The following is a 15,034-nucleotide window of genomic DNA, read 5'->3' on the forward strand; positions in this document are numbered from 1 at the left end:
TGTTTTAGCTTATTTGCGCCATATACCTTGCTCTGTTTGACCTTGAACCTGTACTTTTTCAGAATCAAAACTCGGTTCTTGGCCTGCTTCACGTTGACTATGGTAGTCTTTTGTCACAGATAAGATGGTTGGCGTTAAGCGTATGATAGCGATAACGTTCACCACTGTCATTAAACCTAAAGCAATGTCTGCAAGATCCCACACTTGTTTAATGGTGGCAGATGCGCCCCAAATCATCATGGATAAATATAAACAGGTATAAATACCTCGGCCGAGTTTATTATCTAGTTTAAATAAATGTAGGTTACTTTCTGCGTAGGCATAGTTTGCAACCACAGAAGTAAACGCAAATAAGCAAATTGCAGCCGCTACAAAGTAAATGCCACCAGCGGCCATATGCGCTGTCATCGCAGATTGAGTTAAGCGTATTCCTTCCATTTCGCCGCTAATATCAATATCAGCCAATAAAATAATCACCGCCGTACAACTACACAGCACAATAGTGTCAAAAAACACCCCAAGCATTTGAATGTAACCTTGAGTGACTGGGTGGTTTGGTACTGGCGATGCACAGCCAGATGCATGTGGCACACTCCCCGCTCCGGCTTCATTTGAATAAAGCCCTCGCTGAATACCGTTTTTAATTGCGGCGCCCATAGCCCCTGCGCCTGCCTCTTGTAAGCCAAAGGCTGAAAGTAAAATATCTTCAATCATCGCAGGCACTTTACCGATATTTAGTAAAGTAATTATGATAGCGGCTAGTACAAATAAAATGCCCATAACTGGCACAATGCGTTCAGCAAAGCGGGCAATAGCTTTAAAGCCACCTAAAATAATAGAGCCTGCCAATATTGTGATCACAATACCTGAATACAGTGTTGGAATTTCAAATGCGTAATTGAGAGCATCGGTAATGGTATTCGTTTGCATGGCACTAAACGTAAAGCCATAACCAAGAAACAAGCAAAAAGCAAAACACACTGCAAGCGCTCTACTGCCTAAGCCTTGTTGAATATAATAAGCAGGCCCGCCCCTAAACTCGCCATTGGCATCCCTGACTTTATAAACTTGCCCAAGTACGCTCTCAGCAAATCCTGTGGCCATGCCCAAAATGGCAATCACCCACATCCAAAATATTGCACCACTGCCCCCTAACGAAATAGCAACGGCAACCCCTGCAAGGTTACCGGTACCTACACGGGCTGAAAGACCAGTACATAAAGCTTGAAACGAACTAATTGAGTTTTTATCTGTGCTGCTACTCGACTTTAACAGGCTAAACATATGGCGAAACTTAACCAATTGAATCGCTTTTAACCTTACCGAAAACCAGCTCCCAGCAAACAGAAGAATATAGATAAGAATTTGGCCTTCCCCCCAAAGAAGACCATTGATTGTCGATACAGCACTGTTAAACATGGCAAGCCTTTATTGTTTTATAGATAAAAAATCACAAAAAGTGAATAGCTAACCACTTTAACTCTATTTACAAATATCTCAAGTAGGCAATGGGATTAATTACCCGAGCCTGCTCCCAACTAATTTAGCAGTTGTTGCTGTAAAAAGGCACGACCTGCCGCTAAGCCTAATTTGTGATCATAGCGGAGATCTGAATCTGTACTACCCAGCAGTTTACTGCGTAATTTATCACCTGCAAAAATTTGTGTGATACGGGCATCACTTGGTGGGTTTGCAATGAAATCTAATTCATCTTGATAAGCTTGTTCGTGTTGAACCAAGTAATCAATGGTTTTAGGGCAATAACCCGATACGCAAACGAGTGATTTTAACTTATTTACCCATTCAGATTGCACTTGAAAGTTTTCATCAACAGTACGAATAACCACAATATCACGAGCACCACGATTATAGGCCTCTTTCACAGGTAAAGGTGCAGCTAAGCCCCCATCTAAATACATATCATGGACTAAATCAGTATTAGAGCTTTGAATAATGGCATCATTTGCGGCCTTGGTTGTTAGCCAAGGAGTTAAGTTAACGCCATCTTTATATAAAAACGGTAATGCGCTTGATGCTTTTAACAAGGCCAACCATTGCGTATCTTCACCATTCGGGCTCAAGTAATAGGGTTTACGATCAGCCGCGTTAGTGGTTGTGATCAACAGTTCGCGTTTGCCTAGGCTTTGCGTTGCTGTTTTAAAATCTAAGGCACGGTTTACTTCTTTGGTTTTATCAAAATACCAATCAAGGTCAACAATGCTTTTACCAAACAGCCCGCGGCCAAGTTGGAAAAAACGTTTATGCCGCGAAAGTCCTCTGATCAAACGTTTTGCATAGCCTTTTTGACGCGCTAAATAACTTGTTAAGTTTTGTGAGCCTGCTGATGTACCAATGAATAAATCGAATGGATCGTAATTATTTTCTAACCACGCATCGAGTACACCTGCGGTAAAAATCCCTCGTTGCCCACCACCCTCAGCGATTAATGCTGTTTTTGTTTGTGGTTCTACTGCGGCAATTGTTTGAGATTTCACGGTGCACCTTCCTAGGGTAATGGTTAATAAATGTATTGTATAAAGTTAAATTCAATCCTTAAAACGGATTATATAAATTGAATTAATCTATAAAACCGTTTGATAAATGAGTGTCAGGGCTTAAGCAATGCGCATAAAAACTCATTACACGCATTCACTATTTGCTAAACCGTATTAGCGCATGATGCTTGCTAATATTTCCAGCGCATGTTGTCTGTCACTCAATTCATACAGGTCATTTGTAAAAATAAACTCATCAACCTGTAGCGTTTGTTTAATCATACTCAGCTTATGCTTAACGCTCGCTTGACCGCCCACAACAGAAAGTCCTAAAAAGTTTTCTACTTGCATTTTTTCTTGCGCTGTCCACAACCCTTCCATTGTTGCAACTGGCTCTTTAAGCCAAAGTGGCTTGCCGCGCATAAGTGCTAAGATACGTTGTTTCGCTGTGGTTGCTAAAAACTGTGCTTGTTCGTCGGTGTCAGCGGCAACAACGGGTAAACCAAGCATGACGTATGGCTTATCTAATACCTCAGATGGTTGAAATTCTCTGCGATACAATGCAATGGCATCTTCAACAAATCGTGGAGCAAAATGCCCAGCAAATGCATATGGCAAACCTTTTTTTGCCGCAAGTCCAGCACTATAAAGACTTGATCCCAGTAACCAGATTGGCACATTAGTGTCTTCACCTGGGATTGCGCGTACTGGAGAGTCACCTTTATATGGGCCAAGTAAAGCTTGCAGCTCAGTTACTTCATCATTGAAGTGCTCAGCACGTTGTTCGTCACGGCGCAAAGCACGGCTGGTAATTGGGTCACTACCTGGTGCTCGGCCTAAACCTAAATCAATGCGACCGGGGTATAAACTCTCCAGTGTGCCAAATTGCTCAGCAACCACCAGCGGTGGATGGTTAGGTAACATCACCCCACCTGCACCTACGCGGATATTCTGAGTTTTACCTGCGATATGACCTATCAGTACTGAAGTTGCGGCACACACGATACCGCGCATATTATGATGCTCTGCCATCCAAAACCGATTAAAACCCAGTTTGTCGGCTGTTTGTGCATAGGTAACACTATTTGCTAGTGTTTGCGAAACGGTTTCGTGCTCTTTCATTGGGCTCAATTCAAGCAATGAAAAAGGTGTGTTGCTAAGGTCTGACATTCGCTCTCCAAAGTTTAACTCTTTATAATTAGTTAATGAGAGCGAATGGCTATTTTTCAAATGCTAATTAGGCACGGCTTTGTTGCTGTTTTTCCACCTTAAGGCCATCGGCATCAATACCACGCTTCCAATAGGCCGATGCAACAATGTGTTCACGATCAATTTCAAAACTGCTTGTAATTAAGCGGCGAATTGCCTTCACCAAATTTGCTTCTAGCGCCATAAACACCATAGGTTGCGCGTTATAACCTGCGCATAAGCGTGTTACTTGATCGAGTAGATCAGTTTCTGGCTCATCTGTAACTAGCCATTCAACACTATGTTGGCTGTGTGCTTCAATCTGCTCAAGTTCAATAATGTCGGCTTTATCCGCAACATGAATAATGACATCGACAGTGGCATCTTGTGGCAGGGCTTGTAAGTAGCCATTGATTGCATTGACAGAGGTTAAATCTGCCAGCATTAAATAATGTGTTTGCGTAAAATCTGTGAGTTTTTTAGGGCCTGGGCCCGCTATACCGACTTCGTCGCCTACACGCGCATTTTGTGCCCAGTTGGTTGCCACGCCTTGATGTTGGTTAACCACAAAATCGAGGGTAATTGCACCGTTAATTGGGTTGATATCGCGAATAGTGTAAGAACGCATTAATGCAGGATGCTCAGCGTGTAAATCAAGTTCAACCTTAGATTCACCGACATGCGGGAGCAATACCTTTACGTACGCACCTTTTGCATCTTGCGGGAAGTCAGCAAACTCGTCTGAGCCAACAACAATTCTTTGTAGATGCGGGGAAATACGTGTAGTACTTAATACGTTTGCACGACGAACTTTTCTAGCCATCTTTCTCTCCTAGCTGGTTAAATTGCACAACGCCCCGATAGTTGATATAGTCAACTATACGCTTTTAATTGACTTTGTCAACTAAATCCACCAACTGAACTTAGGTGAACCATGCCACAAACCTCGCTTTCTTCTGCTTTATTTACACTGGCACAAAGTTACCGTGTCACTGTACGCGAAGCCATTAACGCCAACGAGCTTGGCCTTAATGCGCTGCATGTACGCTGTTTACATATCATTGCCGAAACACAGCACTGTACCGCTAATGATATTGTTACCAAAACAGGGCGTGATAAAGCACAAATAGCACGCTTAGTAAAAGAGCTTATAAAGCTTGAACTGGTTTCTAAATGTGCCGACGAAAATGACAAACGCTGTTTAATTTTATCCTTTACTGATCAAGGTAACGCCCTGTTCTCGCGCTTAGAAGTTGCAGAGCAAGAGGTTGATGCCAAACTTTGCCACGGTTTAACGGATCAGCAAGTACGTGATTTCATCGCTATTGCCACAACTATGATCGAAAGTATCAATCACAACACGCCGTGATCTTATTGGCAAGATAACCACAAACCACTATACTGTATAAATGTACAGTATAGTGGTTTTGTTATGCGTGTTATTCCTATTTATATCGAAGCTGGCGTATGTGGTTTTGAATCACCGGCAGCACAATACAAAGAGCTAGGCTTATCATTAGATCAGCTATTGATTAAACACCCTGATGCAACATTTATTGGTATTGCCTCTGGCGAATCAATGCAAGGTGTGGGGATTTTTGATGGTGACTTATTACTGGTTGATCGCGCCGAAGGTGTTAAAAATGGCGATGTCATTGTCGCGAATCTAAATGGTTTATTTGTTTGTAAGCTATTAGATAAACACAATGCTCAGTTATTATCAGCCTCGCCTAAATACCCCGCGGTGCAACTACGCCAATCGGATGAGTTTCAGTTAGAAGGCGTGGTTACTCGCTCAATTCGCTTACATCGCAGTAGTAAAGAGCTGTTAGCATGTACGCCTTAGTCGATGCTGTGGCCTTTTATGCCAGCGCCGAAAAAGTATTTGATCCGGCTATTCGTAGTAAACCGGTTGTGGTGCTCACCAACAACGATGGCTGTATTTGTGCCGTGTGCCCTATTGCACGAAAGCTGGCTATTCCAAAATTTCAGCCTTATTTTCAAGTAAAGAAAATACTCGAAGATAACCAAGTGGTGATCCGCTCATCTAACTATGAGCTGTATGCGGATTTAAGCGAGCGAATGATGAACGTGATTGGCCGCTTTTGCGATAATCAGCACATATATTCTATTGATGAATCATTTTTAAACTTTACTGGTTTCAATAAGCTTATTCACGATTGGCATCGTTATGGCCATGATATTCGCCGTACCGTATGGCGCGAAACAAAGCTACCTGTTGGGGTTGGATTTGGCCCAACAGCCACCCTTGCCAAAGCCGCCAATCATGCAGCTAAAAAACTCCCCGGCTTTGATGGCGTTGCAGTGATTGACTCAGAAGCTTCACGGATAACCATTTTAAAAGCCATGGACGTACAAGATGTTTGGGGCGTTGGTCGACGCTTAGCTAAAAAACTCAAAGCAATGAATATCAATACGGCTTTTGATTTAGCCGAGCAAGATCCACGAAAAATGAAACGCCTGTTTAGTATTGTATTAGAGCGCACAGTGAACGAGTTACGCGGAAAAAGCTGCTTAGCCTGGGATGAAGTACGCCAAGACAAAAAAGAGATTTTTTCGACCCGTAGTTTTGGAGAGCGTATCACTGACGCCACCGCGCTAAAAACGGCACTGATCAATCATTGTGTCATTGTGGCAAGAAAACTACGTGCGCAAGGCTCACACACTCAACGCTTATTAATGTTTGTGGCCAGCTCTCCTCATCAAGATGGCTATTATAAAAAGTCCTATATTTATGAGTTTAGTGTCGCCACCGCCGATAGTTGTGTGTTTGCCAATGCTATCAGCGAGGTATTTGATCATCTTTATAAACCAGGGGTGCGATTTTATAAATGTGGTGTAGGTGCCCTAGAGTTATCGAGCCACATGTTTCAGCAACCTGATTTGTTTCAAGCACCTATCGATAACCCTAAACTGATGCAGTGTCTTGATAGCATTAACACCCGTTATGGCGTGGGTACCCTTGCCATAGCCAGCGAAACTCCTACGACCCGTTGGCATATGAAACGCGCGTACTTATCGCCTCATTACACAACCCGCTGGCATAACCTACCGAAAATACATTGTTAAAAGTAATGGAATAACTGTAGTTTTAACTGCTGCTCAGTACTTTGTTGATTTTGATAAACATATGAACTTCTTAATCCCCAGTTTTGAGCAAGTGCAATTTGCCAATGAGCAGCAAGCTCAATTTGATGATTTGTGCTCGCATCATTAGCAAGCCAAAATCCCTGTGCTGTTAGAGCAAGTTTTTGCGCATCACTTGCTTGCCAAATTAGTCCAAATTCTGTGCCAAAGCCAAGCGAGACTGAATCAGTAAGCTCTCCAGCTTGTAATAACGAAGACGCAAGAAAGTAACTTTGAAAGCCTGATGCATCACCGAATGATTTTCCATAACCGCCTTGTATGAAGGCTCTTCCCTTACGTTTATCGTCAGTAGGTTTACGGTCAAAACCAACACGCATATTCCAAGACCAAGAGTCAAACAAACGATTATCTGGAGCTAACGACATTGCATCAATAAAATACACATGCTCTAAATAGACATTCCCCTGAGAGTCTAGATCTCCCTCTATATCAAAAAAGCTAATTTGCGCGCCAGGTATAAATCCACCAGCGTTATCTAACAAGTCATGGTACGCCATTCGATAACTAAAACCGTAGCGATTTTCTGAATACTTAAAATGATTAAATACCATTCCAAAACGACTAGAATCATGACCTTTTTCAGGGCTAATGCTGGGTGTTACAGGTCTTGCAAAGGGCGAAGGCAAAAGTAATTTACTACGCTGGTGCAGTAAGGCCGTTAATCTAGGCGCAATTGCTTCACGTTCTAAACCTTGGTCGTAGTATTGATAATTTAACCACTCGTATGCCATTTCAAGTACAGGCACAGCTTGTTCCGCTGTTAAAGAAAACCCACTGAGTGGTCCGCCATTTTTTAATTTACGTGCAATATCAATTTGTTCATCAGTCAACTGGCTTTCGTAGTTAATTAGCATGGTGCCAGATGCAGGACGATATCGAGGCATAGATAAAAGTTTGTGTTCAGCAAGTGCTTTGACAGTATCAGAAGGAATAGCATGACTAGAAAAATTATTAGTTAAGTTAAGATCATCACGTGCCACTTGCAATAGCGCTAATAATTGATAAGAACAATTTTCATCAATAAAAAAATAGTCAAATGTAGCCCATTGCAGTTCCCATAAATGTAGTAAAACACGCTGAATTTCAGACTCAGACAAAGCTAATTTATATTCCCACATATCACGAGATTCCAAATCATTATATTCACGAACCTTGCGATAATATGGCATTAATGTGAACTTACCAGGATACTGACCTATAAGCCCCTTAAGAGCATATAAAGCTGCATTATCAGTTGCATCAGGTTCAGCAGCAAAATTGACTGCAAATGCAATCAGTTCTCTACTGCGAGTTTGATCTTTAGCATCAATTCGTAACAAGGTATGACCAAACATAGAAGCTGGATCATTCATAAAAGCGGTAGGAAAAACTAAAGTCATCCCCTTTGGGTTTATAAGCTTTTGCCATGTCTTAATTTCAGGGCAAGCTAACTCAGGCCACTCCGAATAAAAGTTTTGCTTTAACCATTGATAACGAGCAGGGAACTGACAAGTAACATCATTATTCTCACTCTGAAACGCTTCGATAGTAGCTAAAAGTTCAGCATGAGGATCAAACTTTCCATTAACCGAAAGAAAAAAGCTATGGCTATCAACCTCACTTTCATGTGAACCCGAGATTGATTGCTGATAATGGCCTAATTTAAGCCAGTATGGATGGGATGCGATATTGTGTATTGTTGTAGCAGAATAAGCCGAGCTACTCAAAACAAACGCAGCAACAATAAGAAATTTAAACATAAAATAAAAAAGCCCTAAACGGGCTTTAGATAAGAATATTAACACTTAAGATAAAGTGTAAGAAGATAGCTGTGAGTCACTCGCTACAAGGTTGTTAAGGTTTTCTAGTACAGTTTGAGAAGTAACATTTTCAGAAGTGAAAACGTGAGTAAACTGAGCCTGTACTAATTTATTAAACGCCGCTTTATCTTGAGCTTGAACACCCCAAACTTCCGCAAGTGTATCTAGTGATTCGCCTTCACCACGAGACATATCGCGCGCAAGTTGTTCCATGTTGCCATCAATAAATGTTGCTACTTTAGTTGACGCCGTAACAGTACCTGTACCGTCACAACCTAACGTACCAAATGTGATACCAAAAGTTTGGTTACCAGATGTACCGTTTGTCGTCGCACCTAATACTTTAACAACTTTACCTTCTTGGCCTGCGAAAAGTTGCGAACCTAGACCACAGCCGATATCTTGATCAGCCATCGCATTAGAAAGTGGAAGAAGAGTAAGTGCAGAAATAGCAATAATTTTTTTCATATCCTGAATCCTTTAAGATAATTCGTTATTAGAATTAATAACGCATGAACAGCTTATCTATAAATAGCCTCAGTACAATAAGTAATTTCCGAAATTAGGAAAAAACACCGTTATATGATTAAAAATCAGCCAATCTAGCACCTAACAAAGCACATAAATCGTTAGGATCTATAGAAATCTCTAATCCACGTTTACCCGCGGAAACATATACTTTTTCATAATTAGATACTGATTGATGAACAAACGTCATTAATCGCTTTTTCTGACCTAGCGGACTCACCCCACCTAAAATATAACCTGTCGTGTTTTCGACTTTTTGTTGTGGAGCCATCTGCACTTTTTTAACCTTTGCCGCCTTTGCTAGCATTTTCAAGTTAACTTGCTGGCTCACTGGCACAATAGCAACCAAAAGCTGATGCTCAGTATCTTCAAGTACTAAAGTTTTAAATACTTGCTCAGCAGGGAGCTTTAGCTTCTCAACCGCTTCAAGACCAAACTGTTGCTTTGAAGGATCATGTTGATAGCTGAGCACATCAAAATTAATACCTTTCTTTTGTAATAAATTAATAGCCGGTGTCATTACTTCTTCCAAATACTGAATGCTGAACGATAAAAAACATAACGTGAACGGTAGTCTAAAAGCAATTAATCAAAGCCTACAATCGTACTAATTTAAGTAAAATGAACTACACTTAAGTGATAGACACTACGCAAGGTAATGAAAATGTCTAGAGCTAATAGCCTATATCTGGTTAAGCAGTTACTTATCATACTCACCCTGTTGTATACGATTAATTTTATCTGCAACGAATACTTAGCGTGGAACTCCTTTATTGATTGCCAAAATAAATGTCAAACACTTGGTCTAAATAAAGGGAAGATTCAAAAAACGGTATTCTCTGATGATGTAACATTGTGCAGATGTCTTGATGATTCTGCCTATTATGTTGTATTAGATTAAATCTGAAAATGCCGATTAGGAATAGGGTCAATTTAACGTATTATAAATTAGGTATTAATTTAACAAAGGAAGATAGATGTTTTTAGACTACTTTGCACTGGTCATGCTAGTGTTTGTAACGGTAGTAATATTTTATGGTGTTATTGCCATTCACGATATTCCCTACGAAATTGCCAAAAAACGTAATCACCCTCACCAAGATGCCATCCATTATGCAGGCTGGGTTAGCCTGTTTACCCTACATGTGCTGTGGCCATTTTTATGGGTTTGGGCGACATTATGGCGTGATGACCGTGGCTGGGGGTTTAACCAAATTCAAAAGGAACAGGAAGACTTAGCTGAGAAAGTAGCTAGCCTGACAGCCACGGTTGCAGCACTACAAGCACAAATAAATGCTCAATCGAATAATAAAGAGAACTAGACTATGGATTTGTTATTAATTCTCACTTATACCGCATTGTGCATTGGTATCTTTAAAGTGTTTAAAATCCCACTTAATAAATGGACAGTACCCACCGCGGTACTCGGTGGTGTGGTACTGATAGGCGCTTTAATCCTATTAATGAACTATAATCATCCACATTCAAATATGGCCAGCAGTGCCTATGTCACAACACCCATTGTGCCAAATGTACGTGGTACCGTTGAAGAGGTTGCAGTAAAGCCAAATCAGCCGGTTAAAAAAGGTGACTTATTGTTTCGCATAGACGATACCTTATATCGAGCCAAACTAAATCAAGCGATTGCCGCTTTGCAGGATGCAAAACAGTCAGTGCTCGGTTTAGAAGCGAGCTATAAATCAGCACAAGCCAGTGCCCTAATGGCTAAAGCTGAATATGATCGTAGCAAGAAAGAATACGAACGTTATGAAAAAGGCGCAAAAAGCGGTGCTTACTCAAAAGGCCAAGTTGATAATAAATTAGGTGTATATTTAGCAGCAAAGGCAAGCTACGAAGCAGCACAAGCCGAAGAGTTACGCCAGAAACTAGCATTTGAGTCTGAAATAAACGGTGAGCAAACTAAAATTGCCGCAGCTCGCGCTAATTTAGAGCAAGCTCAATTTAACTTAGACAGCACAAGCGTTTATGCACCTACTGATGGCTATGTAACACAACTAACATTACGCCCTGGGATGATTGCAGTACCAATGCCATTACGCCCAGTAATGACCTTTGTGCACAAAGAAGATGCCGTTTACGTCGCTGCATTTAGACAAAATTCACTATTAAGACTCGAGTCTGGCTACAAAGCAGATTTTATTTTTAAAGCTATTCCGGGCAAAACCTTTGCAGGCGAAGTAATCGATGTATTACCTGCGATTGGCGAAGGGCAAGTGCAAGCACAAGGCACACTGATGGGCACTGAGTTTTTTGCTCGTCAAGGGCGCGCAATTGTCACCTTAAAAATCACCGATGACATGAGTGAATATCACCTGCCACAAGGAACAAGCACAGAAGTTGCAGTTTATTCAGAACACTTCGAACACGTATCAGTGATGCGTAAAGTATTGATCAGAATGAAAAGTTGGCAAAACTACCTATTCTTAGATCATTAAGGCATAAAAAAGGCGCTTATCAGCGCCTTTTTATTCTCGAACTCAAGTTACTTAACTAGAAGTTACTTAGTTAGGTCATCGAAGAATTTCTTCACACCATCAAAGAAACCTTTTTCTTTTGGACGGTTTTTAGAGCCATCTTTACCCATGCTTTGCTCAAGCTCTTCAAGCAATTCACGTTGACGGTCATTTAGATTCACTGGCGTTTCAATAACCACTTTACAGATCAAGTCACCTTGAGCGCCACTACGTACAGACTTAACACCTTTACCACGCATACGGAACATCTTGCCCGTTTGGCTTTCTGATGGGATCTTCAGTTTTGCACGACCATCCAGTGTCGGCACTTCAATTTCGCCACCCAGTGCTGCTGTCGTAAAGCTAATTGGAACTTCACAATACAGATTATTACCATCACGTTGGAAAATCGGGTGTTCACGAACAGAAACCTGAACGTATAAATCACCTGCTGGTGCACCATGCATGCCCGCTTCACCTTCGCCTGATAGACGAATACGGTCACCTGTATCAACACCCGCTGGGATCTTCACTGATAAGGTCTTAGTTTTTTCTACGCGACCTTGACCATGACAGCTGTCACATGGATCAGAAATAATTTGACCTGTGCCCTGACACGTAGGACAAGTTTGCTGAACCGCGAAGAAACCTTGGCGCATTTGTACTTGACCAGCACCATGACAGGTAGTACATGTTTTTGGTTTAGAACCCGCTTTTGCACCGCTACCATCACATGGCTTACAGCTAACCCAAGTTGGTACTTTAATTTCGACATCTTTACCACGAACGGCCTCTTCAAGGCTTAAATCCATGTTGTAACGTAAGTCCGAACCACGTTGTTGACGCGATTGACGACGACCACCGCCACCACCAAAGATATCTCCAAACACATCACCGAAAATATCACCAAAATCACCATGACCGCCGCCGAAGCCACCGCCATGACCGCCACCACCTTGTTCAAAGGCTGCGTGACCATATTGATCATACATCTGACGTTTTTGGTCATCAGTTAGTACTTCGTAGGCTTCTTTTACTTCCTTGAATTTAGACTCAAGTTCTTTATCGCCTGCGGTACGGTCTGGATGATATTTCATCGCTAAGCGCTTATACGCTTTTTTTATGTCTCGTTCGCTGGCATCTTTGCTCACGCCGAGAACTTCATAATAATCGCTTTTTGACATATCTATCACACTACTCTTTTTACTGCAGTTACACTGCGTAAGGTAAGTCGAACGACTTTACCGTTTATATACATGCAAAAGGCGCGTCAAGCGAAATCGCTGGCGCGCCTCAATCATTTCATCCTAACTTAATTGGCTAAACAAAGCAGCCATTAATGCGTTAGGCAGAAGCGAAACAAGCAATTACTTGTCGTCTTTCACTTCTTCGAACTCTGCATCAACAACATCGTCGTCTTGTTTTGCAGAAGATTGTTGTGCACCTGCATCCGCACCACCTTGTTGTTGCTGTGCTTTAGCTTGTGCAATTTCCATTAGCTTTTGTGACTTCTCAGCAAGAGCTTGAGTTTTCGCTTCAATCTCTTCTTTGTTATCACCTTTAATCGCCGCTTCTAGCTCAGTAAGCGCAGCTTCGATTGCTTCTTTATCTTCTGCAGGTAATGCATCACCCGCTTCTTCGATTTGCTTGCGTGTACCGTGAACCATTGCATCAGCTTGGTTACGAGTTGCTACTAGCTCTTCGAATTTCTTATCTTCTTCAGCGTGCGCTTCAGCATCACGAACCATTTTTTCTACTTCATCGTCGCTTAGACCTGAAGAAGCTTGGATTGTGATCTTCTGCTCTTTACCTGTATCTTTATCTTTAGCAGATACATGTAAGATACCGTCCGCATCTACGTCGAATGTTACTTCGATTTGTGGCGTACCACGTTGTGCTGGGCGAATACCTTCTAGGTTAAATTGACCTAGTGATTTGTTATCGCTTGCACGCTTACGCTCACCTTGTAATACGTGAATCGTTACCGCTGATTGGTTGTCTTCAGCTGTTGAGAAAACTTGTGATTTCTTAGTAGGAATCGTCGTATTTTTCTCGATTAGCGCAGTCATTACTTGACCCATAGTCTCGATACCTAGTGATAACGGAGATACGTCAAGTAGAAGTACGTCTTTAACGTCACCAGCTAATACACCACCTTGAATCGCTGCACCTACTGCAACTGCTTCATCAGGGTTAACATCTTTACGTGGCTCTTTACCAAAGAACTCTGCAACTGTTTTTTGAACTAGAGGCATACGTGTTTGACCACCAACAAGGATGATGTCATTTACGTCGCTTACTGATAAATCAGCATCAGCTAGTGCACGCTTAAGTGGCTCAATTGACTTAGTTACTAAGTCTTCAACAAGTGACTCAAGTTTTGCACGAGTAACTTTCACGTTCATGTGCTTAGGACCTGTTGCGTCAGCAGTCACGTACGGTAAGTTAACTTCTGTTTGTTGTGCAGAAGAAAGTTCAATTTTCGCTTTTTCAGCAGCTTCTTTAACTCGTTGCATTGCAAGCGGGTCGTTTTTAAGGTCGATACCTTGATCTTTCTTAAACTCTTCAACTAAGTAGTTGATAACACGGTTATCGAAATCTTCACCACCTAAGTGAGTGTCACCGTTAGTTGCTAACACTTCAAACGTGTGCTCGCCTTCAACTTCGTCGATTTCGATGATAGAGATATCGAAAGTACCACCACCTAAGTCGTATACTGCAACAACGTTTTCACCTTTATTTTTGTCCATGCCGTATGCAAGTGCAGCGGCAGTTGGCTCATTGATGATACGTTTAACTTCAAGACCAGCAATACGACCAGCATCTTTAGTCGCTTGACGTTGTGAGTCATTGAAGTATGCAGGTACTGTAATTACTGCTTCAGTAACCGCTTCACCTAGGAAGTCTTCTGCTGTTTTCTTCATTTTTTTCAGCACTTCTGCTGAAATTTGTGGTGCAGCACGTTTCTCGCCACGCGCTTCAACCCATGCATCACCGTTATCAGCTTTTACAATTTTAAAAGGCATGATACCGATATCACGTTGTACTTCTTCGTCTTCAAAACGACGACCAATTAAACGCTTGATTGCAAATAATGTGTTAGTTGGGTTAGTTACTGCTTGGCGTTTTGCAGGTTGACCAACTAATGTTTCACCGTCTTGCGTGTATGCAATGATCGATGGTGTTGTGCGATCGCCTTCCGCGTTTTCGATAACGCGTGCTTTATCACCGTCTAGTACTGCTACACAAGAGTTAGTAGTACCTAAATCGATTCCAATAATTCTACCCATGAATCTTCTCCAACTTCAAAATTCGTTAATACGTTCGATGACTAGTAAATAGGGATGCAGGAAACTGAATTCAACTATAAAAATGAAAAATT

General features: G+C 41.6%; 14 protein-coding genes. 5 read left to right on the forward strand and 9 right to left on the reverse strand.

The window, feature by feature from the left end:
* Window positions 1–9 precede the first annotated feature (9 nt).
* The 4 genes from JIG37_RS16145 to JIG37_RS16160 all read right to left on the reverse strand — a co-directional run bounded on the left by JIG37_RS16145 (window position 10) and on the right by JIG37_RS16160 (window position 4,506).
* Window positions 10–1,419: an alanine/glycine:cation symporter family protein gene (locus JIG37_RS16145; RefSeq protein ID WP_199529821.1), complete on the reverse strand. Its 1,410-nt coding sequence runs from the start codon at window positions 1,417–1,419 to the stop codon at window positions 10–12.
* 119 nt (window positions 1,420–1,538) lie between these two features.
* On the reverse strand, window positions 1,539–2,495 hold the full coding sequence (locus JIG37_RS16150) for a patatin family protein (protein WP_063530327.1): 957 nt from the start codon (window positions 2,493–2,495) through the stop codon (window positions 1,539–1,541).
* A 174-nt stretch (window positions 2,496–2,669) separates the two neighbouring features.
* Window positions 2,670–3,665 (reverse strand): LLM class flavin-dependent oxidoreductase, encoded by a 996-nt coding sequence (locus JIG37_RS16155; RefSeq protein ID WP_138599782.1) that lies wholly within the window; start codon window positions 3,663–3,665, stop codon window positions 2,670–2,672.
* A 67-nt stretch (window positions 3,666–3,732) separates the two neighbouring features.
* Window positions 3,733–4,506, reverse strand: a complete 774-nt coding sequence (locus JIG37_RS16160) for a siderophore-interacting protein (protein WP_199529822.1) — start codon at window positions 4,504–4,506, stop codon at window positions 3,733–3,735.
* Window positions 4,507–4,617: 111 nt separating this feature from the next.
* Here JIG37_RS16160 and JIG37_RS16165 point away from each other — a divergent pair, with 111 nt between their 5' ends.
* The 3 genes from JIG37_RS16165 (at window position 4,618) to JIG37_RS16175 (ending at window position 6,773) form a co-directional block, all read left to right on the forward strand.
* The gene (locus JIG37_RS16165; protein WP_199529823.1) at window positions 4,618–5,052 is read left to right on the forward strand and encodes a MarR family transcriptional regulator; all 435 of its coding nucleotides are present in this window, start codon (window positions 4,618–4,620) and stop codon (window positions 5,050–5,052) included.
* 63 nt (window positions 5,053–5,115) lie between these two features.
* On the forward strand, window positions 5,116–5,529 hold the full coding sequence (gene umuD, locus JIG37_RS16170) for a translesion error-prone DNA polymerase V autoproteolytic subunit (RefSeq protein ID WP_199529824.1): 414 nt from the start codon (window positions 5,116–5,118) through the stop codon (window positions 5,527–5,529).
* Window positions 5,517–6,773, forward strand: a complete 1,257-nt coding sequence (locus JIG37_RS16175; protein ID WP_199529825.1) for a Y-family DNA polymerase — start codon at window positions 5,517–5,519, stop codon at window positions 6,771–6,773. The genes umuD and JIG37_RS16175 overlap by 13 nt, the downstream gene beginning before the upstream one ends.
* On the opposite strand, the gene JIG37_RS16180 is transcribed toward JIG37_RS16175, so the two are convergent.
* From JIG37_RS16180 to ybaK, 3 genes are all read right to left on the reverse strand, one after another.
* Complete coding sequence (locus JIG37_RS16180) at window positions 6,770–8,590, reverse strand: DUF4105 domain-containing protein (protein WP_199529826.1); 1,821 nt, start codon at window positions 8,588–8,590, stop codon at window positions 6,770–6,772. The two genes, JIG37_RS16175 and JIG37_RS16180, sit on opposite strands and share 4 nt — an antisense overlap.
* A gap of 45 nt (window positions 8,591–8,635) precedes the next feature.
* Entirely contained in the window at window positions 8,636–9,118 is a 483-nt protein-coding gene (locus JIG37_RS16185; RefSeq protein ID WP_054552216.1) for a DUF3015 domain-containing protein, read from the reverse strand.
* A gap of 118 nt (window positions 9,119–9,236) precedes the next feature.
* Window positions 9,237–9,698, reverse strand: a complete 462-nt coding sequence (ybaK, locus tag JIG37_RS16190; RefSeq protein ID WP_054552215.1) for a Cys-tRNA(Pro) deacylase — start codon at window positions 9,696–9,698, stop codon at window positions 9,237–9,239.
* Window positions 9,699–10,155: 457 nt separating this feature from the next.
* On the opposite strand from ybaK, the gene JIG37_RS16195 reads away from it, so the two are divergent.
* Entirely contained in the window at window positions 10,156–10,500 is a 345-nt protein-coding gene (locus tag JIG37_RS16195) for a DUF3302 domain-containing protein (RefSeq protein WP_199529827.1), read from the forward strand.
* Between the two features lie 3 nt (window positions 10,501–10,503).
* Window positions 10,504–11,634, forward strand: coding sequence for an HlyD family secretion protein (locus JIG37_RS16200; RefSeq protein ID WP_199529828.1), 1,131 nt, complete (start codon window positions 10,504–10,506; stop codon window positions 11,632–11,634).
* 62 nt (window positions 11,635–11,696) lie between these two features.
* On the opposite strand, the gene dnaJ is transcribed toward JIG37_RS16200, so the two are convergent.
* Both dnaJ and dnaK read right to left on the reverse strand, forming a co-directional pair.
* Entirely contained in the window at window positions 11,697–12,836 is a 1,140-nt protein-coding gene (dnaJ, locus tag JIG37_RS16205) for a molecular chaperone DnaJ (protein ID WP_138599789.1), read from the reverse strand.
* 183 nt (window positions 12,837–13,019) lie between these two features.
* Complete coding sequence (gene dnaK / locus JIG37_RS16210) at window positions 13,020–14,942, reverse strand: molecular chaperone DnaK (protein WP_138599790.1); 1,923 nt, start codon at window positions 14,940–14,942, stop codon at window positions 13,020–13,022.
* Between the last annotated feature and the right edge of the window lie 92 nt (window positions 14,943–15,034).

The organism is Pseudoalteromonas sp. bablab_jr010, from assembly GCF_016464105.1.
In the GTDB taxonomy this organism is placed as follows: Bacteria; Pseudomonadota; Gammaproteobacteria; order Enterobacterales; family Alteromonadaceae; genus Pseudoalteromonas; species Pseudoalteromonas simplex.